The sequence below is a fragment of the uncultured Tateyamaria sp. genome, from assembly GCF_947503705.1.
GTDB lineage: Bacteria > Pseudomonadota > Alphaproteobacteria > Rhodobacterales > Rhodobacteraceae > Tateyamaria.
Genome location: NZ_CANNES010000001.1, coordinates 1,119,893 through 1,144,480, shown reverse-complemented (window position 1 = coordinate 1,144,480; position 24,588 = coordinate 1,119,893). Strand labels below are relative to the sequence as shown.

The window sequence follows — 24,588 nt, the reverse complement described above, 5'->3', positions numbered from 1 at the left end:
CATTGTCCTGCTTACGTTTCGTCAGCGGACAAATTGACACAAGTCCGAACAGTTTGAGGTAAGCTCTTCTAAAGGAATTCGCGGCACTTCTGGGGGAACAGTCATGCTTTATCTATTGGCAATGCTCGGGCTCGCTTCGAGCGCCGTTTTTGTTGGCACCGACGAAGACGATGAAATCCGCGGCACAAATGATGACGACGCCATCCAGGGTGCGGGTGGCGACGATCTGATCCAGGGACAGCGCGGCGATGATCTGCTGGAGGGTGACGCGGGCCAGGATACGCTGATCGGCGGATGGGGCAATGACAGCCTGAATGGTGACGCGGGCAATGATGAATTGCGCGGCGCGCGCAACGATGACTTGCTGTCGGGCGAAGATGGCAGTGACACGCTCTATGGCGATATGGGGCAGGACACGCTTGAAGGCGGCGCAGGCGCTGACCGGCTGTCAGGAGGTCAGGGTCGCGATGATATCTCCGGTGGGGCGCAAAACGACAAACTGAGCGGCGACAGCGGCAACGATACCCTGAACGGCGACGCGGGCAACGACACGCTCAACGGCAATTCCGGCAATGACCTGGGCTTTGGTGGCGAAGGCGATGACCAGTTGAACGGCGGCACCGGGCGCGACGCTCTGTTCGGCGACGAAGGCGAAGATACGCTTGAAGGTGGCGACAGCCACGACACGCTCAGCGGTGGGCAGGACGATGACTATGCTGATGGCGGTGCCGGCAATGATGAGCTGGACGGCGGTGAGGGCAGTGACGACCTGCGCGGGGGATCGGGTGACGATACTCTGATGGGCGGGACCGGTTATGACACCCTTTATGGCGGGACCGGACCTTTCAACGGCCCCGATGGAGGCACCGGGGACGGCAACAACCTGTTGGACGGGGGTATTGGGAACGACGACCTGTTTGGCGGCGACGGCAACGACACCCTTCTGGGCGGGCAAGGATTTGACCTCCTCAACGGGTTTGCGGGCGACGACGTTTTGGTCGGCAATGCGCTGGACGGCACCGACAACACCCAACTCTGGTCCTATTTCAGCGAGACCACAAACAATGTGCTGGAGGGTGGGGCCGGCAATGATACCCTCATCGCATCAGATTTCGACCTGGCCACCGACATCGGCGGGGATGCTGGCAACACCGACACCTTCCTCGTCGCGGCTCCTGCTTTGAACGACGCGCTGGTCAGCGGGAATGCGTCATTCGACGGTAGCGATATCGAGGGCTTTGCCCGGATCGAAATGGACCCGACCGACGAGGTGGCCGTGTTGATCACCGACGAGGTCAATACTGACCTGGCATTTGACGTGTTGTCGGACCGGGTCAATCTGACGGCCGAAGGCGGTGTGATTGCTCAACTCACGTTCCCCGACACCTACGCCAGTGTCCAATCGGACAGCGACAGCAGCCAAGTGCGCATTTATGACACCGAGGAATGGCAGGCCATTCGCGACGCCAATCCCGGTTTGGACGACTACAGCACCCTCTTTGAAACAGAGCTGAGCTTTACCGAACTGCGGGTCGACGACATCGCCATCTTTGATCAGGCGCAACTGGATGCGCTGTTGAGCTAGGCAGAGCAACGGCCGGGCGCATCATCCTCTTGATCGCGCGGGCCGTTCCCCCTATACGCAGCCCAGTTCGAGTCGGGCTTGCCCGTATCGAACCCCTTTGCTGTTGCGCCACCTTCTTCGGTGCATACCCGCAGCACAAAGGCGACAAGACAAAGGAAATGCTGACCTGACCTCTGGTGGGCGCTGCGGCGGACCCGGTGAAGACCAAGAGCTCTGAGGCGCGACAAACCTTCGTGGAAAAACCACGAGCAATATAGGAGTGATGGTCAATGGACTTGATCGCACAGATCGAGGCGGAGCAAATTGCCGCCCTCGGGGCAGATATCCCCGATTTCAAAGCCGGTGACACCATTCGTGTCGGCTTCAAGGTGACCGAGGGTACGCGTACCCGGGTCCAGAATTACGAAGGCGTCTGCATCGCACGCAACAACGGCCACGGCATTGCCGGTTCGTTTACCGTGCGCAAGATTTCCTTTGGTGAGGGCGTGGAACGCGTGTTCCCCCTGTACTCCACCAACATCGACAGCATCACCGTGGTCCGCCGCGGCCGCGTGCGTCGTGCCAAGCTGTATTACCTGCGCTCGCGTCGCGGCAAGTCCGCCCGGATCGCCGAAGTCACAAACTACAAACCCAAGTCCGAAGGAGCCAAGGCATGAAGGCCGATACGCATCCCGAATACCACATGATCAACGTCAAGATGACCGACGGCACGATCGTGGAAATGAAGTCGACCTGGGGCAAAGAAGGCGACCAACTGTCGCTCGACATCGACCCATCGGTCCACCCTGCATGGACAGGCGGCACATCGCGCCTGATGGACACCGGCGGCCGCGTGTCGAAGTTCAAGAACAAATATGCGGGTCTGGGCTTCTAAGCTTTTTGACCTTGCGAAAGACCAAAGGTCGCTCCGGATGGGGCGGCCTTTTTCGTTGGTTGAGGTGGATAAAGCATAGTCGCAAATCTCAACAGACGACCGCGTTCAGCCCAAACCGGACATTGGCACATTGGACCTGTCGCGGTTTAGGGGGGAGAACAAGTCTGGTGCAGATCGCAGGTCATGCGTGCAAATATGAAGATTTCTGCACGCGGGTGCTCACCGTCCGCCGTTCCAGCCTTGAAACCCTTTGAGCGCTCCGGGTGGTCGCCGATTATACTTCATGGTTACTGCGATGAACTTCGTTTCATCGTTACCAAGTAGTTTCGGTTCATCGGTCAGGATGGCCCTCATAAACTCCCCAAACTGGGTATCGTGGTACATTTCGTCGTAGTTCTTTTTCCAGCCCTCTTAAAAAGTGACACCACCAATGGACGAGTTCTTCCTGAATTTTTCTCTCCGCCGTTTCATCCAGAGTAGATAGGTCTCGTATGGGATCATACTGTTCTGCCAATGCAAAAACTGATCTGCTTGCGCGCCCCAGAATCGGTCATAGTGCCGATTTGCTTCTTCTTCGCTTGTGATGCTCGAAGCTTGGTCTAGAAGTTTCTCATATCTTTCTTGGCATTTGATACTTGTATCCACACCCTTCAGATCTCGGTTCAGTGCCTGAGTTTTAATGACCAAAATTGAAGTAACAATGATCTGAGCAGTGGCAGTAACCAAAACAAACGGAAAACTCAAAAAGTCCAAACCGTGCCCCCTTAGGTCCTGCCCACCGTAAGACAGCTTACAATTCTAGCGAGTTTTGTTCAACTCGCGCACACGGCGAGTCCAAGGGTGTAACTTTGCACAGTCCGCTCTCTGCGCATCGCTGAAATCGGAACCAAAATGCGCAAAAGAACCGCATTCCAGTTTTGATCCCTGAAAGCGCAGCACCAAGGTCGCGCAATTGGCCCGCCTCTGAACCCGCCGACCCTCTTGCATTACCCCTAAACGACCGGCCAGGGGGTGCTTTACCCGCCCAGCGCTGCCGCCTCTCGGGCCAGTTCTTCGATACCGGCCCAGTCGCCCGCCTGTACCTTGTCCTTGGGCGCGACCCAGCTTCCTCCCGCGCAGACCACGTTCGGCAGGCTCAGATAGCTCATTGCGTTGGCCATGCTCACCCCACCCGTTGGGCAGAACGAGATTTGCGGCAAGGGGGCGCCGATGGCCTTCAGCGCGGGCGCGCCGCCGGAAGCTTCGGCCGGGAAGAACTTGAGCATGTCATAGCCACGCGCCAAAAGCGCCATCGCCTCGGTTGCGGTGGCGGCACCGGGCAGCAAGGGCAATTCCTCGGCCTCGCAGGCGGCAATCAAGGCATCCGTCGCTCCCGGCGACACGCCGAATTGCGCCCCTGCCGCCTTGGCCGCAACAACGTCATCAGGCGTCACCAAGGTTCCGGCCCCGACCACGCCGCCCGGCACGTCCGCCATCGCTGCGATCACGTCCAAAGCGGCTTCGGTCCGCAGGGTCACTTCCAAAGCGGGCAATCCACCGGCCACCAGCGCCTCGGCGAGGGGGCGCGCATGGGCCACGTCATCGACCACCAGCACAGGAACAATGGGGGCGAGGTTACAAATTTCCCAGGCCCGCGCGGCGGCGGCTTTTGCGGTCATCATAGTTCAGAAGTCTCCAAATACAGTTGCCCCGGTGTTGGCCGATCCGACCGCCCCACGGAAGGTGGAAAACAGTTCACGACCAACGCCCCAGGTATTGTGTTCAAGATCCGCAGTGGCGTGCGGGCGGTCCAGCACGCCTTCGGTCATGATCTCCAATACACCAGCCTCGGCGTCGACACGCAACACGTCACCGTCGCGCAGTTGCGCGATCGGCCCACCGTCCAGTGCCTCAGGGCACACGTGGATGGCCGAGGGCATCTTGCCCGACGCGCCGGACATGCGCCCATCGGTGACAAGCGCCACCTTTTGGCCCCGGCCCTGCATGATCCCCATGAGCGGCGTCAGGCTGTGCAATTCGGGCATCCCATTGGCCTTTGGCCCTTGGAAACGGACAACGATGATGGTGTCGCCGATAAATTCACCTGCCTTGAACGCGGCCTTCACCTCGTCCTGATCGTGGAAGACGCGGCAGGGCGCCTCAACGATCCGGTGCTCTGGCGCCACGGCGGAAATTTTCATCACGCCGGTGCCCAGTGTGCCCACGAGGCGGCTGAGGCCGCCGGTTTCCTGGAACGGGTCCGTCGCCGGGCGCAGGATTCCGGGGTTCAGGCTGTCCGGCGTGCCAGGAGTCCATTCCAGCGTCCCATCGACCAGTTTCGGCTCTGCCGTGTAGTGCTCAAGCCCCTCACCGGCCACGGTTTGGGTGTCGTCATGCAAGAGGCCCGCACCGAGCAATTGGCCGATCATGAAGCCCAGGCCACCTGCCGCATGGAACTGGTTCACATCCGCCAGACCGTTGGGATAGACCCGGGCCAAAAGCGGCGTCACCTCGGAGAGATCACAGAAGTCTTCCCAATCCAGAATGATACCGCCCGCGCGCGCCATGGCGATCAGGTGGATCAGCAGGTTGGTCGACCCCCCCGTGGCATTCAGACCGACGATGCCGTTCACGAACGCCTTTTCATCCAGAACGTCGCAAACAGGGGTATAGTGATTGCCCAGCGCCGACAGCGACAGCGCACGCTTGGCCCCCTCAACCGTCAGCGCGTCGCGCAAGTCGGTGTTGGGGTTCACGAACGAAGAACCGGGCAGGTGCAGCCCCATGAACTCCATCAGCATCTGATTGGTGTTTGCAGTGCCGTAGAAGGTACAAGTGCCTGGGCCGTGATAAGCGGCCATCTCGGCCTTCAACAACTCTTCGCGGGTCGCCTCGCCTGCGGCAAAGCGCTGGCGGACCTTGGCCTTTTCGTCATTGGGCAGACCGCTGACCATAGGCCCTGCGGGCAGGAAGACGGCAGGCATGTGACCAAAGCTCTGGGCAGCGATGATCAGGCCCGGCACGATCTTGTCACACACACCCAGGTAGACAACCGCATCGAACGTATTGTGGCTGAGGGCGACGCCCGCGGCCAAAGCAATCACGTCGCGGGAAAACAAGCTCAGCTCCATCCCCGCCTCGCCCTGTGTCACACCATCACACATGGCGGGCACGCCGCCCGCAACCTGGGCCGTGCCACCGGCGGCGCGAACCGCATCGCGGATCAGGGTCGGGTACCGCTCGAACGGTTGGTGAGCCGACAACATGTCATTATAGGCTGTCACAATGCCGAGGTTGCCCACCGACGCCTCTGCCAAACGCCCCTGATCCGGGCCTGCGGCAGCAAAGGCGTGGGCCTGCCCGCTGCACGACAGGTGGGCGCGAGCGGGGCCTTGTGACTTGGCGGCGGCCATCCGGTCCAGATATCGGCGGCGGGTGGGTGCGCTGCGTTCAATGACGCGTTCGGTGACGCGTTCCAACATGGGGTGCAGGGGCATGGTGCTCTCCTATCTCATCTCATTCGTTGCGCGCCCTATAGCACAGCCTTTCTGATAGCGCTAACAGGAACTGACGCGCCACGGTGCCGCAGGAAAAGATACGCCAACGCTTCCCAAGCGCTCGGCCACAACATATAGTCCGCATAACAAGGCATAGCGGATGTGCGGTAAGGGGACAGACATGGCGCATATCATCGTCGTGGGGAACGAAAAGGGCGGTGCCGGCAAATCGACGGTATCGATGCATGTGGCGACAGCGCTTGCGCGTTCTGGTCACAAGGTCAGCGCGCTGGATCTGGACCTGCGGCAGCGCACGTTCGGGCGCTATGTGGAGAACCGGGAAAGCTTCTGTAAACAGGCTGAGCTGGAATTGCCCAGCCCGGATGTGCATGACCTTCCCGAAATTGACGCCTCGGCCCTGAAACCGGGCGAAAACATCTATGACCACCGGTTGTCAGCGGCGGTGGCTACGCTGGAGCCAGACAACGACTTTATCCTGATCGACTGCCCAGGCTCGCACACGCGGCTGAGCCAAGTGGCGCATTCGCTCGCCGACACGCTGATCACGCCGCTCAATGACAGCTTTGTCGACTTTGACCTGCTGGCGCGGATTGATTCGTCGGGGGAGAAAATCCTCGGGCCGTCGGTCTATTCCGAAATGGTCTGGAACGCGCGGCAATTGCGGGCGCAGGCGGGGCTCAAACCCATCGACTGGATCGTTGTCCGCAACCGGATGGGGGCGCAGCGGATGGTCAACAAGGAAAAGATGGAGCGGGCGATCGCCATGCTCTCCAAACGGATCGGGTTCCGCATTGCACCCGGCTTTTCCGAGCGGGTCATTTTCCGCGAGCTGTTCCCCCGGGGGCTTACGCTGCTCGACCTAAAGGATATCGGGGTCAAACAGCTCAACATCTCGAATGTGGCGGCGCGGCAGGAATTGCGCGATCTGGTGAAGGCGTTGAAACTGCCCGGGGTCGAAGCAGACTTTTGAACTCCTTCCCCTAAGGCGTGCCTTTTGGTGCGCCACGGTTTGCGTCCGGTGATGGCAAACGACACCTCCGCCTTAAAGGTCAGCTTGAACTGTTTCAAACCAATCTAGCATGCGTGTCGCCCAGCCCCGTGGCGCACCATGTCCGCCAGGGTGAAGCATCAATTCGATCCGCCCCGCCGCGCAATCCGTCCAATGACGCAGCCAGCGCTCCGGCTCAAAGCTGTTCCGCTCGGGCTGGCGCGCATCGCAGCCATTGGTTTCCCGCAGGATTTTGAGCGACGCCCAAACGTCCCCCTGAATTACCGTACCACCACGCAGTGAACGCCCTTCCAACGGCACGGTCCGATCATTCCAACCGTGGGTATGAAAGAGGTTCACGGGCGCCGTACAACTGTCTGGCAGGTCATCCCACAGTGCACCTGCCATGGGCGCATAGGCCATGGCAAAGCCCGGATCATCACAGGCGATATCCCACACCATCGACCCGCCCCGCGAAAACCCGGCCAACAGCACGGGCATATCCGCCACGCCCGCCTTGGCCTGCGCATCCGCCAGCACATCGCGCAGGAACGCCGCATCGTCCCGCTCAAAGGACGTCCCCTTGGCCCGGACCGACCAGTTACGCACAAAACGCGAGTTGGGGTGATACCCGTCCGGGGCCACAAAGGCATAGCCGCGCTCTACCGCGCCCCGGCCCAAACCGGATTTCAAAAGCCCTTTGCCTTGAGCGCCGGCCCCGTGCAGGTGCATGACGATACCCTTGGCCTGTCCGTCTTCGGGCATCGCCATGTGATAGGTCCCTCTGTCCACAACGCAGGGGGTCTCGGCGTTGCCGCAGTCTAGGGCCTGCGCAGCAGGTCCAAACAGGGTGGCGCTGACAAATGCGGCCCAGAAAAACATCCGTGGTTTCATGATTGTGGCTGGTCCTCGAAATTTATTGCCGTACCCTGCTGACGCATGGCCCACCATGCAAGTCACATTCCCACGACCAAATGTTCGTTTCCTATCCCCGCCGCCGGGCCAGCATGTGCAACAGCGCCTTGAGGCGTGCGGCATCCTGCGGCGGCAAACCTTCCAACAAGGCGGCATCATACCGTTCCGCAACCGCCCGCAAATCGGCAAAGGCCGCCTGCCCGCTGGGCGTCAGCGTCAGATGCTCCACCCGGCGGTCCTTGCCGTCCCGGTCCCGGGTCAAAAACCGGCGCGCCTCAAGCTTTGCGACCGCCCGGCTGATCTTGGTCTTGTGCAAACCCGCCCGCGCCCCGATGGCAGAGGCCGTCATCCGGCCATACATGCCCAAATGAAACAGCACACGCCATTCGTTGCGCAACATCCCGTAGCGGTCCTTATAGACCTGTTGAAACTCAAGGCTCGATGCCTCAGCTGCCTGGTTCAAAAGATAGGGTAAAAACTTTTCCAGATCGAAGTCAGACACGCCCACACCGCTTGTTAGTTACAAAACCAACTATTACAGAAGGGACCAATTCCGCAAGGGAGCGTATCGCCATGAACCGCCACACCGCACCGCATAACATGATCCAAGCGCCTTCGGGGGCAGGGATCACCGACGGTTACATGCCCGGCTTTGGCAATGACTTTGAGACCGAGGCCCTGCCCGGTGCCCTCCCCGATGGCATGAATTCACCGCAAAAATGCAACTATGGTCTCTATGGCGAACAACTCAGCGGCACCGCCTTCACCGCCCCCAGCCATCAGAACGAGCGGACATGGTGCTACCGCATCCGCCCGTCGGTCAAACATTCGCACCGTTACCAGCGGATCGACCTGCCCTATTGGAAATCGGCCCCCCATATCCCCGAGAATGTGACCAGCCTCGGTCAATACCGTTGGGATCCCCTCCCGCATTCCGGCCAGCCGCTGACCTGGCTGACGGGCATGCGGACCATGACAAGTGCTGGCGATGTGAACACTCAGGTCGGCATGGCTAGCCACATCTATCTGGTCACCCAATCCATGCAGGATGCCTATTTCTACTCTGCCGACAGCGAATTGCTGGTGGTACCCCAGGAAGGACGGCTGAGGTTCTGCACCGAATTGGGTGTGATCGACCTGGAACCAAAGGAAATTGCGATCCTGCCCCGTGGTCTGCTGTACCGGGTCGAAGTGCTGGAAGGGCCCGCACGCGGATTTGTCTGCGAAAACTACGGCCAGAAATTCGAACTGCCGGGACGCGGCCCCATCGGGGCCAATTGCATGGCCAACCGCAGGGATTTCAAAACGCCCGTGGCTGCGTTCGAGGACCGCGAAACCCCCTCAACCGTCACGATCAAATGGTGCGGCCAGTTCCATGAGACACAGATCGGGCATTCGCCGCTCGACGTGGTCGCCTGGCACGGCAACTACGCCCCGGTGAAATATGACCTGCGCACCTATTGCCCGGTCGGCGCGGTTCTTTTCGACCATCCCGACCCGTCGATCTTTACCGTGCTCACGGCCCCATCAGGCGTCGAAGGCACTGCAAATATCGACTTTGTCCTGTTCCGCGAACGCTGGATGGTGGCCGAAGACACGTTCCGCCCGCCCTGGTATCACAAGAACATCATGTCCGAACTGATGGGCAACATTTACGGCCAATATGACGCCAAACCCAAAGGGTTTATTCCCGGCGGGATGAGCCTGCACAACATGATGCTGCCGCACGGCCCCGACAAGAACGCCTTCGAGGGCGCCAGCAATGCAGAGCTTGACGCGGTAAAACTGGACAACACCATGTCCTTCATGTTCGAAACCCGTTTCCCCCAGCACCTGACGCAATTCGCGGCACAAGAAGCACCGTTGCAAGACGACTATATTGATTGCTGGACCGATATCGAAAAGAAATTCGACGGGACACCGGGCAAGAAATGAAGGTGAATGGGATAACCCTTCGGGCAGACAAGGCCGTACCAGACACAATCAAAGGGGATGCAAATGCTTGATTTCATAACTTCCGTTCCCTGGTTTGGCTGGGTGCTGATTTCGCTGCTGATCTTTACCCTCTGTCAAATGCCTTTGATCTACCGGCAATGGCGCGAGCGGCCGGCCGACACCCTCAAAATGCACCCGGGCGAAGACCCGCCGACCCACGGCCCCGGCTGGCACTGAACGAAAGCCTCATATGACCCTCAAACGTTCCTGGGTGGACAGCGCCAACAGCGCCGACACTGACTTTCCCCTCAACAACCTGCCCTATGGCGTATTCTCGACGGGTACGCTCGACGCACGCTGCGGGGTGGCGATTGGTCATATGATCCTCGATATGCAAGCCGCTGAGGAACAAGGGATCGTGGATCTCACTGATGATCCTCTTTTTGACGTGCCCTTCTGGAACGAAGTGATGGAGGAAGGGCCCGCCGTCTGGGCCGCCCTGCGGGGCCGACTGATCGCACTTCTCGCCGAAGGCAGCAAAGATCAGGGTCTGGTCGCCCCACTCTTGATCCGCCAAGCGGATGCCAAGATGCACATGCCCTTCATGGTCGCGGAGTACACCGACTTCTATTCGGGCCGTCACCATGCGACCAATGTGGGCACGATGTTTCGTGGTGCCGACAATGCGTTGCCACCCAACTGGCTGCACATTCCCATCGGCTATAACGGGCGCGCCTCTTCGGTGGTTGTCTCGGGCACCGATATCCGTCGGCCCTGGGGCCAGCTGAAGTCGCCCAATCACGACTCGCCTGCCTTTTTGCCATCGCGCCGCTTCGATCTGGAACTGGAAATGGGGGCCATCGTCGGCATGGCCTCTGACGGGCCGATCACGGTGGACGAGGCCGATGGCGCGATCTTTGGCTATGTGCTGCTCAACGACTGGTCGGCGCGCGACATTCAGGCCTGGGAATATCAGCCGCTCGGTCCGTTCCAGGCCAAGGCCACAGCCACTTCGATCAGCCCCTGGATCGTGACCAAGGCCGCTTTGGAACCGTTCCGCACCACCACCCCCGACCGCGAGGTCCCGCTGCTCGATCATCTCAAGGACACGAGCCCGATGCTCTATGATCTCGACCTGAGTGTGTCACTGGCCCCCGAGGGTAAGGCCGCAACGACAATCGCTGAAACCAACTATAAGGAAATGTACTTTTCCGCCGCCCAGCAAATGGCACATCACAGCACCTCTGGCTGCCCGATGACAGTGGGCGATCTGTTAGGCTCCGGTACAATCTCGGGCGCAGAAAAACACGAACGTGGCAGCCTGCTGGAACTCAGCTGGGGTGGAAAGGAACCTGTGACGCTGGATAGCGGCGACACAAGAACTTTCCTTGAGGACGGCGACACCCTCACGCTCAAGGGTGCCGCAAAAGGCATAGGCTACCGCATTGGTTTCGGCACCTGCACCGGCACGGTCCTCCCCGCACTCAAAGACCCCTATGCCCGACCCTAATTTCATTGTTCCAAAAATACTGCCGGGGTCTGGGGCAGCGCCCCAGTCCGACGCCAGACAAAAACCGACGCAATACCGACGTAATACCGACACGATACCGACGTTCAAAAAGGACCAAAAATGGCCAAAGCATTTGCCTCCCAAGGGGACATGACCGAAAAGAAAATCACCTTTGAAGAGGTGGGCAAAGATCTTTGGGCCTTTACGGCCGAGGGCGACCCGAACTCCGGCGTCATCATCGGCGATGACAGCGTGATGATCGTCGAAGCACAGGCAACCCCGCGCCTCGCACACAAGGTCATCGAAAAGGTGCGCGAAGTCACGGACAAACCGATCACCCACGTGGCCCTGACCCATTATCACGCGGTCCGCGTGTTGGGTGCCTCAGCTTTCAACGCGCAGCAGATCATCATGTCCGACATGGCGCGTGGCATGGTCGCCGAACGGGGCCAAGAGGATTGGGACAGCGAGTTTCAACGCTTCCCCCGCCTCTTTGAGGGGCATGAAAGCATCCCCGGCCTCACCTGGCCCACGACCACTTTTACCAATGAAATGAGTATCTTCCTCGGCAACCGCCGGATCGACCTGAAACATCTGGGCCGCGCTCACACCGCAGGTGACATCGTGATCCACGTGCCGGACGAGAACGTGATGTTCACCGGCGACATCGTCGAATACCATTCTGCCTGCTATTGCGGCGACGGCTATTTCGGCGACTGGAGCGGCACGCTCGACGCGATCAAATCCTACGATGTGGACGCCATCGCCCCCGGTCGCGGCGATGCGCTGGTGGGCACCGAAATGGTGAACAAAGCGATCGAAAACACCCGCGATTTCGTCGCCTCCACCTACGCTCCAGCGGCCCGCGTGGCCGCGCGCAACGGCACGCTGAAAGAGGCCTGGGACGCCGTGCGCGAAATCTGCGACCCCAAGTTCAACGACTACGCAATCTACGAACACTGCCTGCCCTTCAATGTCGCCCGCGCCTATGACGAAGCCCGCGGCATCGCCCATCCCCGCATCTGGACAGACAAGCGCGACATCGAAATGTGGGAGGCGCTGCAGGGGTGATTGTGTTTCCAATCCTTCAGATATCGCTCATATTGGGTTTGTTCGGACTGTTCGCCGCGACATGGATTTTTGGCCTGATACAAATAGTTCGTTCATACGCACAAAGCCCATCACCGGCGTGGCCCTTTACTGGAAAGGGCCTCGCCAATCAGAATAAAACGCTGCAAGCGATGCGCGATCAAGAACAAACCCCAAACGGAAAACGGCTGAATTGGTGTCTTCAACGGCTCACATTCGGCATTGTCTGTTTAGTCGTCGTCTTTGTCGTTGAGTGGGTATTGGTAGAAAAAATCGGTCTAGCAAAAAGTGCGCTCTTTCAATGAACAAGTACGGCCCCTCCCGCGGCGACCTTAAATTTCGCCTCACCTTCTCCATCGTGGGCCTTGCGATGCTGACAGGTGCGATCGTCTATCGAGGCTGGCCCACCGGACCCGGTGGGTGGGAAGCGATCGGTATTGCGCTGATCTTTTTCGGCGGCACCTTCCTTTGGACCCTGATCAAGCTGATCCGAAAGGACCATCCCGATGGCCTATGACTACGCCCCTTTTCCCTATGGTGCCCCCCCGGGCCTGACCGCACCGGAGCCGCGCCATCCGGTGGCCATCGTGGGCGCGGGCCCCATCGGCCTTGCGATGGCCATTGACCTGGCCCAACACGGCATCAAGTCCGTGGTTCTGGATGACAACAACGTCGTCTCTGTCGGCAGCAGGGCCATTTGTTGGGCGAAACGGACGTTGGAAATCTTTGACCGCCTGGGCGTCGGCGAACGGATGCTGGACAAAGGCGTTACGTGGAAAGTCGGGCGGCTCTTTCATGGGGGCGACGAATTCTACAGCTTTGATCTGCTCCCCGAGGACGGGCACAAATACCCGGCCTTCATCAACTTGCAGCAATACTATGTCGAACAGTACCTCGTCGAGCGTGCCCAAGACCTGAGCGACTTCATCGACCTGCGCTTTCTCAACAAAGTCACGGATCACACCGATCACGGCGACCACGTCACGCTGGATATCGAAACGCCAGACGGCCCGTACCAGATCGAAGCGGACTACTATATCGCAGCCGAGGGCGCTGGCTCCGCCACACGCAAACGGATGAACCTGCCCTTTAAGGGCCAAACGTTCGAAGAGCACTTTTTGATCGTCGATGTTGAATTACCCGACAGCCCCTTTGCCACGGATGATCCCGAACGCTGGTTCTGGTTCGCGCCGCCCTTCCATCCGGGCCAATCGGCACTGCTGCACAAGCAGCCCGACAATATCTACCGGATCGATCTGCAATTGGGCGCAGATACCGACCCAAAGACAGAAGCGACCGAGGAGAAGGTGATCCCCCGGATCAAAGCCATCATTGGCGACATGGATTTCCGGCTCGACTGGATGAGCGTCTACAAATTCCGCTGCGCCAAGCTCGATAATTTCGTACATGGCCGCGTCCTTTTTGTCGGCGACAGCGCCCACGTGGTCAGCCCTTTCGGCGCGCGGGGCGGCAATGGTGGCATTCAGGATGTGGACAATCTGGGCTGGAAACTGGCGGCTGTGCTGAACGGCGCATCGAATACCCTGCTCGACAGCTATAACGAGGAACGCACCCACGGTTCCCGCGAAAACATTCTCAATTCATCGCGGGCCACAAACTTCATGACACCAAAGTCCGAGATTGAAACGCTTTTTCGCAACGAAACCCTGAACCTCGCAGGCAAACACCCCTTTGCGCGCAAATTGATCAACTCGGGGCGCCTGTCGCAGCCTTGCACATTGGCCGACATGACCTTGCAGACAGGCACCCACCCGCTGGTTGGGCATAGCTTGATCGACATGCCCATGGGCAACGGATGGTTGATTGAACAGGCGCAAGGCCAATTTACGTTGCTGACGCTAGATGATGCGAACTGGTCCGGGCCGCACGGCGTCCGAACAGTGCATCTAGCCGCAACCCAGACTGCGGCACAGCGCTATGGTCGCGCCGGCGCTTTCCTAGTCCGGCCAGATGGGCACATCTGCGCCTATTTCGAAACGCCGGATATGCAGGCGGTCAGTTCCGCATATACAAAAGCCATGGGACGCCGCACATGATCCTCAATGACAACCTAGGCGCTCAGGGCGACACGCTCTATGCGGCACTGATGCAGGCGCATGAGGGTCTGAGCGCCGAACAATCGCACGCTTTGAATGCGCGGCTCGTCCTGATCCTGATGAACGAAATTGGCGATGCGGACAGGCTCACCGCCCTGCTCAAAGAAGCCCGCAATACCTCTCTTGGCTAAAGACATTCCCGCGCGGCTCGCAAAAACGCGTTTGCCGGAGGCGGGCGCAAAATATCATGTGGCGCGCATGCGCCTCCTTTCTGTCGCAAGCCGCCTAGAGCAGACCGCAGAGATTTGAGACCGTGAGCCAGCAAAAAAGGACAAGGCGATGACACAGCGAATCTTGTGCGTGCGGCACGAAACGGACCCAACCGACGACCGGATCACTACATGGTGCAACAGCAACGGGGTCAAGGCTGACATTCGGCGGCCCTGTCAGGGCGACGATTTGGGCGACGTCACCGACAACCTTGCAGGCGTCGTTGTCTATGGCGGCAATTACAATGCTTACGACAGCGCCCTCCACCCGTTTCTGAATAAAGAATACCGCATGATCGACGCGGCCATGCAGGCCAATGTGCCGCTTCTGGGGATTTGCCAAGGCGCACAAATGATTGCCCACCATTTGGGCGCGTTCGCAGGCCCGCTCGAGCACGGCACCTATGAGTTCGGGTATTACGAAGTAACACCGACGGACACCGGTCACGATATCCTGCCGCAGGCCATGCACATGCCGCAATCGCACTACCACACGTTTGATCTGCCCACTGGGGCGCGCCACATTGCCCGTAGCGCCGTTTATGAAAACCAGGCCTTTGTCGTGGGCGATCATGTCGTGGGGTTCCAGTTTCATCCCGAACAGACGCCGACCGGATTTCGGCGCTGGCAAAAACGCGGGCATGACTGGGGGATCTACGGTCGGCCCAATGTTCAGGATGAAACCGCGCAAACCGCACTGATGAATGTGCACGATCCCGCACTTGAGACGTGGTTTAACAGATTTATGGACAGGTACTTCGCAACTCGCCCTCAAGGCGCTTAGACTTCCGCAGACCGGACTTTGCTGTCTCGGATCGCCAATTCAGCATCAGAACCACAGAAATCGACCATAAACGACGCGCAAAGGACGGTTTTGTGCCTGCTTAGGGCGCAGAAACGCAAATCAGCGCCCGCGTCTTGGCCTAAAACTGCGGTCACGACCCCGCAAGTTGGGGTTGACGCCATGCGTTCGATGGTTTGAACTTCTGGCGTCCCCCATACTCAGGGGAAGCAATAAAACGCAGGTCAACTGCAACACCGACAGGCCGGGCTTGCACCGGCCGAATTTGGACGCGGACAGCAAGTGCGCGCCGCCAACAGAGAGGAAGACTATGACATTTCTAACCCGTACCGGTAAGCCACTGCCGCAATCCATCGTGGACAGCGCAGCCGCCGCCGGCAAGGACGAAGTCAGCCGCCGCGAGTTCCTGGCACTGGCCAGTGCATTCGGCGCAACCACCGCAACGGCTTATGGCATGCTCGGCATGGCCGCACCGGCCCAAGCCGCAGCGCATGCAAAAGCAGGCGGCACCGTCCGTGTCCAAATGGAAGTTCGCGGCCTGAAAGACCCGCGCACCTATGACTGGTCGCAAATCGCGAACTTCTCGCGCGGCTGGCAAGAATACCTGGTCCACTACGAGAATGACGGCACATTCACCGGCAAACTGCTGGAAAGCTGGGAAATCTCCGATGACGCAACGGTCTACACTCTGAATGTCCGCAAAGGTGTTAAGTGGAACAACGGCGACGACTTCACAGCCGAGGATGTGGCTCGCAACATCGCCGGTTGGTGCGACAAGGCACTCGAAGGCAACTCGATGGCCGGCCGCTTTGCCACGCTGATCGATGCCAACACTGAAAAAGCACTGGAAGGTGCGATTGAAGTGGTCGACTCGCACACCGTGCGTCTGAACCTGCCCGCGCCTGACATCTCGCTGATCCCCGGCATGGCCGACTATCCAGCGGCGATTGTGCACGCCGATACGTCCCTGAACGATATCTCCAGCCCCATCGGCACTGGCCCTTACCTGCCCGAAACCCTCGAAGTGGGCGTGACCGGCGTTCTCGTCAAGAACACCGAGCACACTTGGTGGAACGAGGGCAAAGGCGCCTTCATGGACCGTATCGAATATATCGACTACGGCACTGACCCATCGGCATTCGTGGCTGCGGCCGAAGCCGAAGAGATCGACATGACCTACTCGATCGAGGGCGAGTTCATCGACATCTTTGATACGTTGGACGGCTGGGTGAACAACGAAGTTGTCACGGGCGCAACTATCGTGATCCGTCCCAACCAGTTGGCCGAAGTCGATGGCATGAAGCCGTATGCGGACAAACGCGTCCGCCAGGCGATTTCCATGGCCGTGGACAACGCGGTTCTTTTGGAACTGGGGTATGCCGGTCGCGGTGTGCCTGCCGAAAACCACCATGTCGGCCCAATGCATCCAGAATATGCGGAACTGCCTGCGCGCTCTGTAGACCCCGCAGGGGCCAAGGCGCTGATGGAAGAGGCCGGCATGGCCGACTTCGAGCACGAGCTGCTTTCGATCGACGATGCTTGGCGCAAGGACACCACGGACGCAGTGGCCGCTCAGTTGCGCGATGCGGGCATCAACGTCAAACGGACCATCCTACCAGGCTCGACCTTCTGGAATGACTGGGCCAAGTACCCGTTCTCGTCCACCAACTGGAACCACCGTCCTTTGGGTGTACAGATCTGGGCGCTTGCCTATAAATCCGGTGAGGCTTGGAATGAATTTGGTTGGGCTAACGCGGAATTCGACGCCATCCTTACACAGGCCTTGGCCACACCTGACCTTGAAGCGCGCCGCGCCTTGATGGCAAGAGGCCAGGCAATGATCCAGGATGAGGGCGTGACGATCCAACCCTACTGGCGGTCGCTCTACAACCACACGCGCGAGGGTCTGGAGGGCGGCGCCCACCACATCTCCTTCGAAATCCGCCCAGAGCAACTGCACTGGACCTGATATTCGATCAACATCAAACGACAAAGGGCCGCCAACGTGCGGCCCTTTTTTATGGAAGACGACGCAATCGGGGGCAGCATATGGAAACGACAGTATTGGCGGCACAGGCTCTGGCCACTGGGCTCATCGGCGCGTGGCTGACGCTGGGTGTGCGCGACAACATTCTGCACCCGGCAGTCAACGAAACCTATACAGCCGAAGTGATGGCGATGACCCGCATGCGCGCAGAGTACCCGGATGAATTTGCCCATGTGGCCCATCGCGCCGTCACCAACCGGGCAGTCCAGAAATGGGCCTTCCGCCTTGTCGTGGCTGCAGAACTGATGGCGGCGCTGCTACTTTGGGCCGGGGTGATTGCGCTGCTACTGGCCATTTTTGGCACAGTTTCAGTAGAAACAGGGCAGAGCGTTGCATTGATCGGCGCCATGTTGTTCACCGCCGTGTGGGCAGGTTTTCTGATTATCGGCAATCATTTCTGTTACTGGTTTTGCCACGATGGGGCGCAAAACACGCATTACCAGATGACGCTTTGGGGCGTGGGCACGATGATCTTGCTGGCGATCGGCTAGGTCAAAAACGGGACGGTGGGCGGGGCGTCTTTGCCGCGAATGCGGTCAAAGAGCGTCCGACCAGCGGCCCACATCTGCAATCTCTGCAAGACGCTCGAGCGGGAAATGCAGCAACCGTTCAGCCCCAGCAGGATCTGCCAGAATATCTGGCGCAACCAGATGATGAAGCTGTGCCACAAGGGCGGGCCCTTCCAGATCGCGGCGGGGATGTTTGGCAAACCATGCCTCTTCGCGGATCAAATCCTCGATCAGCGGATCAATCACTGCGCCACCCCCACCAGGATAGCGGTAGTAGCCCCATCCACCCTTTTTGCCCAACCGCCCTTCGGCCACCATACGCGGTAATATCGGCGTCGGCGCGTCAACGCCCCGGGCGGCGAGGACCCCATCCAGGCCCGCAAGGTCCTGCGCTGCACAGGGGCCAAGACGGTAGCCCCAATCCACCAGTGCCTCGTCCAGTTCCCATGGGTTCGTGTGATCCATAAGCACGCGTTCGCAGGCCCGCCAGAACCGGTCTTGCAACGGGGCCGGGGCATGGCTCATTCCGGCCCGATACTTTCCAAAAAACGGTGTTTGGCGATCACGGCCAGCAACTCGTTGACCGAGGTTTGCACCGGTTTGGCAGAGGTGTTTATCTGCGCCAGGGCCTGTTCGTATTGCGGGGTACGGGCCGTCAGAAAGTGTTTGAGCTGATCCATGGCCGCCGGGTTGCCATCCATCGGGCGCAAATCGCCCTGCGCGCGGACGCGCGCCATATGCTCGGCCGCGCTGGTCCTGATCCACACGGTGTGAAACCGCTCCAAAACCTGATTGAACGTGGCAGGGGCGGCAACAATTCCGCCCGCCACGGCCAGGATCAGTTTATCGTAAGTCTGCAATACGCGGTCCACGGCCTCCGCCTCAAGCGCGCGGTACCCATCCGGGCCGTAAAGGGCCATGATTTCGTCCAAAGGCATCTCAACCGCACGTTCGATCTCGGCATTCAACTCTACAAAAGGCACTTTCAGCTTTTCGGCCGCCGCCGCCCCAAGCGTCGATTTTCCCGCGCCGCGCAGCCCGATCAGGCAAACCCGCTGCGCCCGCTGGGCAAGGGGGTTCTCGGGTGCAAGCAAGGCACGCACGCGGCCTTGCACGGGGGCCGGTGCGGCCCGGTAGAGCGACGCCACGCGCGACACGTCATCCTCCATCGGGCCCGCGTCGCTCAGTAGTTCCTCGATCCGCACGTTCAGCGCCGCCGCCACGCGGCTGAGCAGCAGAACCGATATATTGCCCTCACCCGCCTCAAGCTGGGCCAGATAGCGCGGCGACACGCCCGATCGTTCGGACAAAAGCCGTCGGGGCAAACCCTGGGCCGTGCGCACGGCCCGCACGCGCGCGGCAAGCCGTTCGATCAAAGGGGCAGAAGCATCAGGTATTGGCTTTGACGACGTCATTTGTCCCGGTAAATTCATGATTTCCAAGGAGGAAAGATAGCGCGCCAAAGGTTGATTTCAACGCGCTAGCCACTTCGGACGTGTGGCGCGATGATGCGTCGCAGGTCGGGCGGGGCCGATTGGCTTTTGAATTGATCCGCAATGATGAACACCGATGTGAACGTCCCCTCAAAGCACAGAACACCATCCTGCCGCGCATGCACGGCAAAGGTGATGGATTTATCGCCCAACCGGCTGGGCCAGACTTCGCACATCAGCCGGTGGCGCGGAGTCACGGGCGCGCGGAAATCCATGCTGAGGTTCACGAAAGGCGTCCCGATATTGCGATCCAGCTCAAGCTGATACCAGCCGTCCCCGCCCAGATGCGCCTCCCACCAGGCATTGATCGCATCAAGCGCGAACCACGGCAACCGCCCGGTATAAGCGATGCGCGCGGGGTCACAATCGCCCCATGTGACGCGGATTTCGTGCACAAATGGCGCATCACCCATTCAGTAGGTTTCCACGTGATAGCGTCCCTCGTCCCGCATCGCATCGCGCATGGTGGTCCAGGGTTGGCCCATGCTTTCCGCGATGCTGGTCAGCGCTTTTTCAACGCCGTCCTCCATCCCCTTGAGGCCGCAGATATAGATGTGTGTTGCCGGGTCGCCCAAGATTTCGGCAACCGTATCGACCTCTGCCAACATCCGGTCCTGCACATATTCCTTGGGCTGATCCGGCAAACGGCTGAACACGAGGTGCTTCTGCAACAATCCTTCGGGCACCTTCTTGAGGGGGCCAAAATAGGGCAGGCTTTGGGGAGTGCGAGCGCCAAAAAACATGGTCATGCCACCGGTCTCGCCCCCGCTGGTGCGCTGGCGCTGCATCGTAAAAGCCCGCATAGGCGCAGAGCCGGTACCGGTACAAATCATCAGAATGCGCGCATCATTGTCATTTGGCATCAGGAATGTCGCGCCAAAGGGGCCGGTCACCTGCACGTCGGCGCCTTGTATCAGATCGCAAAGGTAGTTTGAGGCGATACCCTCCGCCTCGCGTTTCACGGTCAGCGAGATGTTGTGATAGCCCGGTCGCTCACCATCACGTGGCGAGGACACGGAATAGAGGCGCGGCAGATGCGGCGCGCCGCTTGCGTCCGTCCCGGGAGGAATGATCCCCACCGATTGCCCTTCGAGCACGGGAAATGGCAAGCCGTTCGTGTCCAGAATGATATGGCGCACATCGTGGTCCGGGTCATCCGTCAGTCGGTAATTTCCCTGCACCAGCAGGGTCGCTGGCTTGCCCAGATTGTACATATTGATCGCAGGTTTGGCGGCGGACGCAGGTGGTTTGGACTTCCCCCCGGCCCCGGCATGGGCTTCAGCCAAAAGCGCCGCGACGGCATCGTCAATCTCGCCTTCTTCCGGGGCGGACACCGCGATATCTGCCTGCTCTGGCAGCTCGTCCCACTCGTATTGCTCTTCGAGCGTATAAGCCGTTTCGACGACCCGCCATTCGTCGATGGACCCGGTTGGGCAAACGGGGATGCAATCCATGCAGAAATTGCAGATGTCCGCGTTTACGACCACATTGTTGTCGTCATGCTCGATCGCCCCGATGGGGCAGGTGTTTTCGCAGGTGTAGCAGCGAATGCAGATCTCGGGGTCGATCAGATGTTGCTTGAGCGGTTGATTCATCGGCGCACAGCCTTGGTCACCACATCCGGAACGACTAGGGCGTCAAGCAGCGCCTGACACACCCCCTCGCACCCCGTGCAACCGATGCATGGGCCGTTCAGAGCATTCAACTCTTCGGCCAGCGCGCGGGTGCGCGGGGCGTGGCCGATGTTTCGGGAAATGGTCATACGGCATTTCTCCTTTGGTCCGGGGTTGGCGCACTGCAAGTACGCCTTACGGGGATGTTTTGGTCTCAGGCCATGTGCAGTTTGACATACTCGAAATCGCCGGGCTTGTTGTCGATCCCCACTTTGGGCGGGGCGATCCAGCTGGCATATTTGCCGGGCTCAAAGCAAGGTTTCATCAGCGACTGGATAAAGGCACCGTCTTCTTTGGTTGGCAACCATTCATGCTGCCGCTTGGCCCATTCATCGCCCGAGATGATGGCCCCATCGGGATCAACGGCCACGGACGAAAACACACCGATTTGACGGTGAAACCCTTCATGCGGCAGCTTGAGCTGGAATTCGATCCCTGACTTGGCAATAAGCTTGTTCCAGCGTCCGACCCCACCGGACGCATCGCGTACATAGTCATCGCGCAGCCGCATGTTGATCGCGGTGAGCGCGGGCACATCCTCGGTCACGATCTGACCATCCTTGATGCTCGTCACTGCATAGGTGTCGTCTTGCAACTTGTGGTCGTCGTCAATCCGCTGCTCCATATACCGACCCTTGACCCCTGCGTTGAAGGCGTTGGCCGCATTGGTGCTTACCTCTTGACCAAAGAGATCGAGCGACAGCGTATAATGCAGGTTCAGCTTTTTCTGGATCGTGGGCAGGTCAATGACACCCAGGTCGCGGATTTTGCCGATGTCATAGGGGTCAGTGATCCCGTTGGCAGTCATCGCCTCAAGCGTCGCCTGAATGGTCCGCCCCACACCGGTTTCGCCCACAAACATGTGGTGCGCTTCCTCGGTCAGCATGAAGCGGCAGGTCCGGCTGAGCGGGTCAAATCCCGATTGCGCCAGGCTTTCGAGCTGCATCTTGCCGTCACGGTCGGTGAAGTAGGTGAACATGAAAAAGGAGAGCCAATCGGGCGTTTCCTCGTTGAACGCGCCCAGCATCCGCGGCGCTTCCTCACTGCCCGAGGATCGGACAAGCATGTCATCCGCTTCTTCGCGCCCATCCTTGCCGAAGTATTTCTGAAGCAGATAAACCATGGCCCAAAGGTGCCGCCCCTCTTCGACATTAACCTGAAAGAGGTTGCGCATGTCGTAAAGGCTGGGGGCCGTCAGGCCCAAAAACCGCTGCTGCTCGACTGAGCCCGGCTCGGTATCGCCCTGGATCACAATCAGGCGTTTGAGCATGTTGCGGTACTCGCCCGGCACCTCTTGCCAGGCGGGCTCGCCGTAATGCTCGCCCATGGGAATTTTGCGCTCTTCGACTGCGGGGGCCAGCAAAACGCCCCAGCGGTACTCAGGCATTTTGACATAGTCAAATTTCGCCCAGCCTTTTGGGTCAACGCTGACAGCAGTCCGCAGGTACACCATGCTTTCCTGAAAGTTCTGCGGGATCAGGTCGTTCCACCAATTAATATAACCGGGGTGCCATTTCTCCAGCGCTTTCAGGACCTTGCGGTCACTGCTCAGGCCGACATTATTGGGAATCTGTGTGTCATAGCTGACGTTTACCAAGTCCATCTTACGTCTCCTCTGGGGGTCGGTTCACACCCGCTCCATGTCAAAATCACCGCGCACACCTGTGCCATAGCGTTGCAGCGCGCCTACTTCGCCCACCGCATTGGGGCGATTGAAAATCCAGTTCTGCCAGGCCGTCAGGCGGCCGAAAATCCGCGTTTCCATCGTTTCGGGGCCTACAAAGCGCAGGTTCGCCTCCATCCCTGTCATTGCATCGGGGCTGAAACTGGCGCGTTCCTCCATGAAGATGCGAATTTCATCCTCCCAATCGATGTCATCCAGAATCATTGTGACAAGGCCCAGATCATCAGCATCCTCCGCCTCCAGCGCCTCACCAACATGCTCTCGGGCACCGGCAACCGCCTCTGGCGTCCCGTAAAACCGGGTCTCCAGACGGCTGAGGTCATTGCCCATAGGATAGAGGCCAAAGTTGGCAGCGGTCAGGGTCACCGTGGCCACGGGGCGGTTGTCGCCTTCGAACTCGTCTTCCATCATGTATGTGCGGTCCACGGCGAACAAAAGTTCGGCCAGAACACCCGCAAAACAGCTTCCATGTTCGACCAGGGCCACCATCGACCGTGACGTTACATCAACCCGTTTCAGGACGCGCTTCCAGTACTTTAGCACCTCATTGGCCAGCCAATGATCAGGCTCGGCCATCAAAACGGCCTCATGTGCCACAACTGCCCCCGGGTCGCCCTGGGCGCGAAACACCAACAGGCCAAGCTCGGGTTCGTTCAGCCGCAAATGCAGGATGGCATCGTCCAGTTCACGGGCCAGACGCAGCATATAGGCCTGGTCCCCCTGAGACAGAAAATCGCTCATGTCAGCCGGTGGGTCCGCATCCGGCCCGTTGAGGGTCAGCGTCGCACGACGCGCATCGCGTTCGACCGAAACCTCGACCAGCGAGTAGTGCAGCGAGCCGTCCTCGCTTATGGTCTTGTTGAGCGGCCCAAGCGTGATCCCCTTCGCCACGTCTTGTTTGGTAGACGCTTGCGCAAATTCCACCGCCCGTGCTGCAACCGTTTCGTCAAATTTCGAGTTTGGAATGGCCTCGTCCACGAGGTTCCATTTCACCGCGCGCTTCCCCTTTACCCCCTCTTCGGTGGAACAGAACACATCGGCCAGATCGCGTCGCACTTTGCGTTTGTCCGTCACCCGGGTCAGGCCACCCGTACCCGGCAAAACGGCCAGCAACGGCACTTCTGGCAACGCGACCGAAGACGAGGAATCATCCGTCAGCATGATGTGATTGCACGCCAGCGCCAACTCGTATCCGCCACCCGCACAAGCCCCCTTGACCGCCGCGACATACTTTTGGCCGCTATCCACTTCGGCGGCCTCGAACGTATTGCGGGTCTCGTTGGTGAACTTGCAGAAATTTACCTTGTGGGCATGCGCGGCCCCGCCCAACATCCGGATATTGGCGCCTGCGCAAAACACCTTTTCCTTGGCCGAGCGCATGACCACAACCTTGACCTCGGGGTGTTCAAAGCGCATCCGCTGGACCACATCGGCCAGTTCGACATCCACGCCCAGATCGTAAGAGTTCAGCTTGAGCTGGTAACCGTCAAACAAGCCGCCATTCTCGTCCACGTCCATGTACAGGTTCGCAACCGGTCCCTCATATTCAACCCGCCAATGGCGGTAGCGCGACGGGTCCGTCTGAAAATCGATGATTTTAGCCATGTTTCCTCCGGACAGCGCAGGTGGTGTATTTTGCACTATCTTACACTCTCACACCA

At 59.4% G+C, this 24,588-nt stretch carries 26 protein-coding genes; 14 read left to right on the top strand and 12 right to left on the bottom strand.

Annotated features, from left to right (window positions below; all coding sequences use genetic code 11):
* The first annotated feature begins 103 nt into the window (after positions 1–103).
* The 3 genes from Q1A44_RS05580 to rpmE all read left to right on the top strand — a co-directional run bounded on the left by Q1A44_RS05580 (position 104) and on the right by rpmE (position 2,459).
* Positions 104–1,585, top strand: a complete 1,482-nt coding sequence (locus tag Q1A44_RS05580) for a calcium-binding protein (protein ID WP_299620951.1) — start codon at positions 104–106, stop codon at positions 1,583–1,585.
* Between the two features lie 269 nt (positions 1,586–1,854).
* Positions 1,855–2,241 (top strand): 50S ribosomal protein L19, encoded by a 387-nt coding sequence (gene rplS / locus Q1A44_RS05575; RefSeq protein WP_299620950.1) that lies wholly within the window; start codon positions 1,855–1,857, stop codon positions 2,239–2,241.
* The gene (rpmE, locus tag Q1A44_RS05570) at positions 2,238–2,459 is read left to right on the top strand and encodes a 50S ribosomal protein L31 (protein ID WP_299620949.1); all 222 of its coding nucleotides are present in this window, start codon (positions 2,238–2,240) and stop codon (positions 2,457–2,459) included. The genes rplS and rpmE overlap by 4 nt, the downstream gene beginning before the upstream one ends.
* Positions 2,460–2,870: 411 nt before the next feature.
* Here the strand turns inward: rpmE and Q1A44_RS05565 are convergent, their stop codons facing one another.
* The 3 genes from Q1A44_RS05565 to edd form a co-directional block, all read right to left on the bottom strand.
* On the bottom strand, positions 2,871–3,212 hold the full coding sequence (locus tag Q1A44_RS05565) for a hypothetical protein (RefSeq protein ID WP_299620948.1): 342 nt from the start codon (positions 3,210–3,212) through the stop codon (positions 2,871–2,873).
* Between the two features lie 263 nt (positions 3,213–3,475).
* Entirely contained in the window at positions 3,476–4,117 is a 642-nt protein-coding gene (gene eda / locus Q1A44_RS05560) for a bifunctional 4-hydroxy-2-oxoglutarate aldolase/2-dehydro-3-deoxy-phosphogluconate aldolase (RefSeq protein ID WP_299621394.1), read from the bottom strand.
* Positions 4,118–4,123: 6 nt separating this feature from the next.
* Positions 4,124–5,935 carry a phosphogluconate dehydratase gene (gene edd, locus Q1A44_RS05555; protein ID WP_299620945.1) on the bottom strand — a complete coding sequence of 604 codons (1,812 nt, stop codon included), beginning with the start codon at positions 5,933–5,935 and terminating at the stop codon, positions 4,124–4,126.
* A gap of 181 nt (positions 5,936–6,116) precedes the next feature.
* Between edd and Q1A44_RS05550 the strand changes: the two genes are divergently transcribed.
* Complete coding sequence (locus Q1A44_RS05550; RefSeq protein WP_299620942.1) at positions 6,117–6,926, top strand: division plane positioning ATPase MipZ; 810 nt, start codon at positions 6,117–6,119, stop codon at positions 6,924–6,926.
* Between the two features lie 72 nt (positions 6,927–6,998).
* Here the strand turns inward: Q1A44_RS05550 and Q1A44_RS05545 are convergent, their stop codons facing one another.
* On the bottom strand, positions 6,999–7,838 hold the full coding sequence (locus Q1A44_RS05545; RefSeq protein ID WP_299620939.1) for a polyhydroxybutyrate depolymerase: 840 nt from the start codon (positions 7,836–7,838) through the stop codon (positions 6,999–7,001).
* Positions 7,839–7,929: 91 nt separating this feature from the next.
* Positions 7,930–8,367: a MarR family transcriptional regulator gene (locus tag Q1A44_RS05540; RefSeq protein WP_299620936.1), complete on the bottom strand. Its 438-nt coding sequence runs from the start codon at positions 8,365–8,367 to the stop codon at positions 7,930–7,932.
* Between the two features lie 65 nt (positions 8,368–8,432).
* On the opposite strand from Q1A44_RS05540, the gene hmgA reads away from it, so the two are divergent.
* From hmgA to Q1A44_RS05490, 10 genes are all read left to right on the top strand, one after another.
* Positions 8,433–9,794, top strand: coding sequence for a homogentisate 1,2-dioxygenase (gene hmgA, locus Q1A44_RS05535; RefSeq protein WP_299620933.1), 1,362 nt, complete (start codon positions 8,433–8,435; stop codon positions 9,792–9,794).
* Positions 9,795–9,857: 63 nt separating this feature from the next.
* Positions 9,858–10,031: a hypothetical protein gene (locus tag Q1A44_RS05530; protein WP_299620930.1), complete on the top strand. Its 174-nt coding sequence runs from the start codon at positions 9,858–9,860 to the stop codon at positions 10,029–10,031.
* A 13-nt stretch (positions 10,032–10,044) separates the two neighbouring features.
* Positions 10,045–11,304 (top strand): fumarylacetoacetase, encoded by a 1,260-nt coding sequence (fahA, locus tag Q1A44_RS05525; RefSeq protein WP_299620927.1) that lies wholly within the window; start codon positions 10,045–10,047, stop codon positions 11,302–11,304.
* 120 nt (positions 11,305–11,424) lie between these two features.
* The gene (locus tag Q1A44_RS05520; protein ID WP_299620924.1) at positions 11,425–12,375 is read left to right on the top strand and encodes an MBL fold metallo-hydrolase; all 951 of its coding nucleotides are present in this window, start codon (positions 11,425–11,427) and stop codon (positions 12,373–12,375) included.
* 319 nt (positions 12,376–12,694) lie between these two features.
* The gene (locus Q1A44_RS05515; protein ID WP_299620921.1) at positions 12,695–12,910 is read left to right on the top strand and encodes a hypothetical protein; all 216 of its coding nucleotides are present in this window, start codon (positions 12,695–12,697) and stop codon (positions 12,908–12,910) included.
* A complete protein-coding gene (locus Q1A44_RS05510; RefSeq protein ID WP_299620918.1) occupies positions 12,900–14,450 on the top strand; it encodes an FAD-dependent oxidoreductase in 1,551 nt (516 codons plus the stop codon). The genes Q1A44_RS05515 and Q1A44_RS05510 overlap by 11 nt, the downstream gene beginning before the upstream one ends.
* Positions 14,447–14,641, top strand: a complete 195-nt coding sequence (locus tag Q1A44_RS05505; RefSeq protein WP_299620915.1) for a DUF2783 domain-containing protein — start codon at positions 14,447–14,449, stop codon at positions 14,639–14,641. The genes Q1A44_RS05510 and Q1A44_RS05505 overlap by 4 nt, the downstream gene beginning before the upstream one ends.
* Positions 14,642–14,789: 148 nt before the next feature.
* Complete coding sequence (locus Q1A44_RS05500; protein WP_299620912.1) at positions 14,790–15,503, top strand: gamma-glutamyl-gamma-aminobutyrate hydrolase family protein; 714 nt, start codon at positions 14,790–14,792, stop codon at positions 15,501–15,503.
* A gap of 328 nt (positions 15,504–15,831) precedes the next feature.
* Complete coding sequence (locus Q1A44_RS05495) at positions 15,832–17,490, top strand: ABC transporter substrate-binding protein (RefSeq protein ID WP_299620909.1); 1,659 nt, start codon at positions 15,832–15,834, stop codon at positions 17,488–17,490.
* Positions 17,491–17,570: 80 nt separating this feature from the next.
* Positions 17,571–18,059, top strand: coding sequence for a DUF2165 family protein (locus Q1A44_RS05490; RefSeq protein ID WP_299620906.1), 489 nt, complete (start codon positions 17,571–17,573; stop codon positions 18,057–18,059).
* A gap of 45 nt (positions 18,060–18,104) precedes the next feature.
* Here the strand turns inward: Q1A44_RS05490 and Q1A44_RS05485 are convergent, their stop codons facing one another.
* The 7 genes from Q1A44_RS05485 to boxC form a co-directional block, all read right to left on the bottom strand.
* Positions 18,105–18,602: a 3-hydroxyacyl-CoA dehydrogenase family protein gene (locus Q1A44_RS05485; RefSeq protein WP_299620903.1), complete on the bottom strand. Its 498-nt coding sequence runs from the start codon at positions 18,600–18,602 to the stop codon at positions 18,105–18,107.
* Complete coding sequence (locus Q1A44_RS05480) at positions 18,599–19,492, bottom strand: helix-turn-helix transcriptional regulator (RefSeq protein ID WP_299620899.1); 894 nt, start codon at positions 19,490–19,492, stop codon at positions 18,599–18,601. Before Q1A44_RS05480 ends, Q1A44_RS05485 begins: the two co-directional genes overlap by 4 nt.
* A gap of 65 nt (positions 19,493–19,557) precedes the next feature.
* On the bottom strand, positions 19,558–19,983 hold the full coding sequence (locus tag Q1A44_RS05475; protein ID WP_299620896.1) for a thioesterase family protein: 426 nt from the start codon (positions 19,981–19,983) through the stop codon (positions 19,558–19,560).
* A complete protein-coding gene (boxA, locus tag Q1A44_RS05470) occupies positions 19,984–21,165 on the bottom strand; it encodes a benzoyl-CoA 2,3-epoxidase subunit BoxA (protein WP_299620893.1) in 1,182 nt (393 codons plus the stop codon).
* Positions 21,162–21,332 (bottom strand): hypothetical protein, encoded by a 171-nt coding sequence (locus tag Q1A44_RS05465; protein WP_299620890.1) that lies wholly within the window; start codon positions 21,330–21,332, stop codon positions 21,162–21,164. The genes boxA and Q1A44_RS05465 overlap by 4 nt, the downstream gene beginning before the upstream one ends.
* 65 nt (positions 21,333–21,397) lie before the next feature.
* A complete protein-coding gene (gene boxB, locus Q1A44_RS05460; protein ID WP_299620887.1) occupies positions 21,398–22,846 on the bottom strand; it encodes a benzoyl-CoA 2,3-epoxidase subunit BoxB in 1,449 nt (482 codons plus the stop codon).
* 24 nt (positions 22,847–22,870) lie between these two features.
* Positions 22,871–24,532, bottom strand: coding sequence for a 2,3-epoxybenzoyl-CoA dihydrolase (gene boxC, locus Q1A44_RS05455; RefSeq protein ID WP_299620884.1), 1,662 nt, complete (start codon positions 24,530–24,532; stop codon positions 22,871–22,873).
* Positions 24,533–24,588 lie beyond the last annotated feature (56 nt).

What these genes read in the sequence shown, in the direction of transcription:
- boxA (WP_299620893.1), bottom strand. Translation starts at nt 21,165, where the DNA reads ATGAATCAACCGCTCAAGCAACATCTGATCGACCCCGAGATCTGCATT.
- boxB (WP_299620887.1), bottom strand. Translation starts at nt 22,846, where the DNA reads ATGGACTTGGTAAACGTCAGCTATGACACACAGATTCCCAATAATGTC.
- Q1A44_RS05495 (WP_299620909.1), top strand. Translation starts at nt 15,832, where the DNA reads ATGACATTTCTAACCCGTACCGGTAAGCCACTGCCGCAATCCATCGTG.
- Q1A44_RS05480 (WP_299620899.1), bottom strand. Translation starts at nt 19,492, where the DNA reads ATGACGTCGTCAAAGCCAATACCTGATGCTTCTGCCCCTTTGATCGAA.
- rpmE (WP_299620949.1), top strand. Translation starts at nt 2,238, where the DNA reads ATGAAGGCCGATACGCATCCCGAATACCACATGATCAACGTCAAGATG.
- Q1A44_RS05465 (WP_299620890.1), bottom strand. Translation starts at nt 21,332, where the DNA reads ATGACCATTTCCCGAAACATCGGCCACGCCCCGCGCACCCGCGCGCTG.
- fahA (WP_299620927.1), top strand. Translation starts at nt 10,045, where the DNA reads ATGACCCTCAAACGTTCCTGGGTGGACAGCGCCAACAGCGCCGACACT.
- Q1A44_RS05500 (WP_299620912.1), top strand. Translation starts at nt 14,790, where the DNA reads ATGACACAGCGAATCTTGTGCGTGCGGCACGAAACGGACCCAACCGAC.
- Q1A44_RS05510 (WP_299620918.1), top strand. Translation starts at nt 12,900, where the DNA reads ATGGCCTATGACTACGCCCCTTTTCCCTATGGTGCCCCCCCGGGCCTG.
- Q1A44_RS05505 (WP_299620915.1), top strand. Translation starts at nt 14,447, where the DNA reads ATGATCCTCAATGACAACCTAGGCGCTCAGGGCGACACGCTCTATGCG.
- boxC (WP_299620884.1), bottom strand. Translation starts at nt 24,532, where the DNA reads ATGGCTAAAATCATCGATTTTCAGACGGACCCGTCGCGCTACCGCCAT.
- Q1A44_RS05580 (WP_299620951.1), top strand. Translation starts at nt 104, where the DNA reads ATGCTTTATCTATTGGCAATGCTCGGGCTCGCTTCGAGCGCCGTTTTT.
- Q1A44_RS05515 (WP_299620921.1), top strand. Translation starts at nt 12,695, where the DNA reads ATGAACAAGTACGGCCCCTCCCGCGGCGACCTTAAATTTCGCCTCACC.
- hmgA (WP_299620933.1), top strand. Translation starts at nt 8,433, where the DNA reads ATGAACCGCCACACCGCACCGCATAACATGATCCAAGCGCCTTCGGGG.
- edd (WP_299620945.1), bottom strand. Translation starts at nt 5,935, where the DNA reads ATGCCCCTGCACCCCATGTTGGAACGCGTCACCGAACGCGTCATTGAA.
- Q1A44_RS05485 (WP_299620903.1), bottom strand. Translation starts at nt 18,602, where the DNA reads ATGAGCCATGCCCCGGCCCCGTTGCAAGACCGGTTCTGGCGGGCCTGC.
- Q1A44_RS05475 (WP_299620896.1), bottom strand. Translation starts at nt 19,983, where the DNA reads ATGGGTGATGCGCCATTTGTGCACGAAATCCGCGTCACATGGGGCGAT.
- Q1A44_RS05530 (WP_299620930.1), top strand. Translation starts at nt 9,858, where the DNA reads ATGCTTGATTTCATAACTTCCGTTCCCTGGTTTGGCTGGGTGCTGATT.
- Q1A44_RS05545 (WP_299620939.1), bottom strand. Translation starts at nt 7,838, where the DNA reads ATGAAACCACGGATGTTTTTCTGGGCCGCATTTGTCAGCGCCACCCTG.
- Q1A44_RS05550 (WP_299620942.1), top strand. Translation starts at nt 6,117, where the DNA reads ATGGCGCATATCATCGTCGTGGGGAACGAAAAGGGCGGTGCCGGCAAA.
- Q1A44_RS05490 (WP_299620906.1), top strand. Translation starts at nt 17,571, where the DNA reads ATGGAAACGACAGTATTGGCGGCACAGGCTCTGGCCACTGGGCTCATC.
- rplS (WP_299620950.1), top strand. Translation starts at nt 1,855, where the DNA reads ATGGACTTGATCGCACAGATCGAGGCGGAGCAAATTGCCGCCCTCGGG.
- Q1A44_RS05520 (WP_299620924.1), top strand. Translation starts at nt 11,425, where the DNA reads ATGGCCAAAGCATTTGCCTCCCAAGGGGACATGACCGAAAAGAAAATC.
- eda (WP_299621394.1), bottom strand. Translation starts at nt 4,117, where the DNA reads ATGACCGCAAAAGCCGCCGCCGCGCGGGCCTGGGAAATTTGTAACCTC.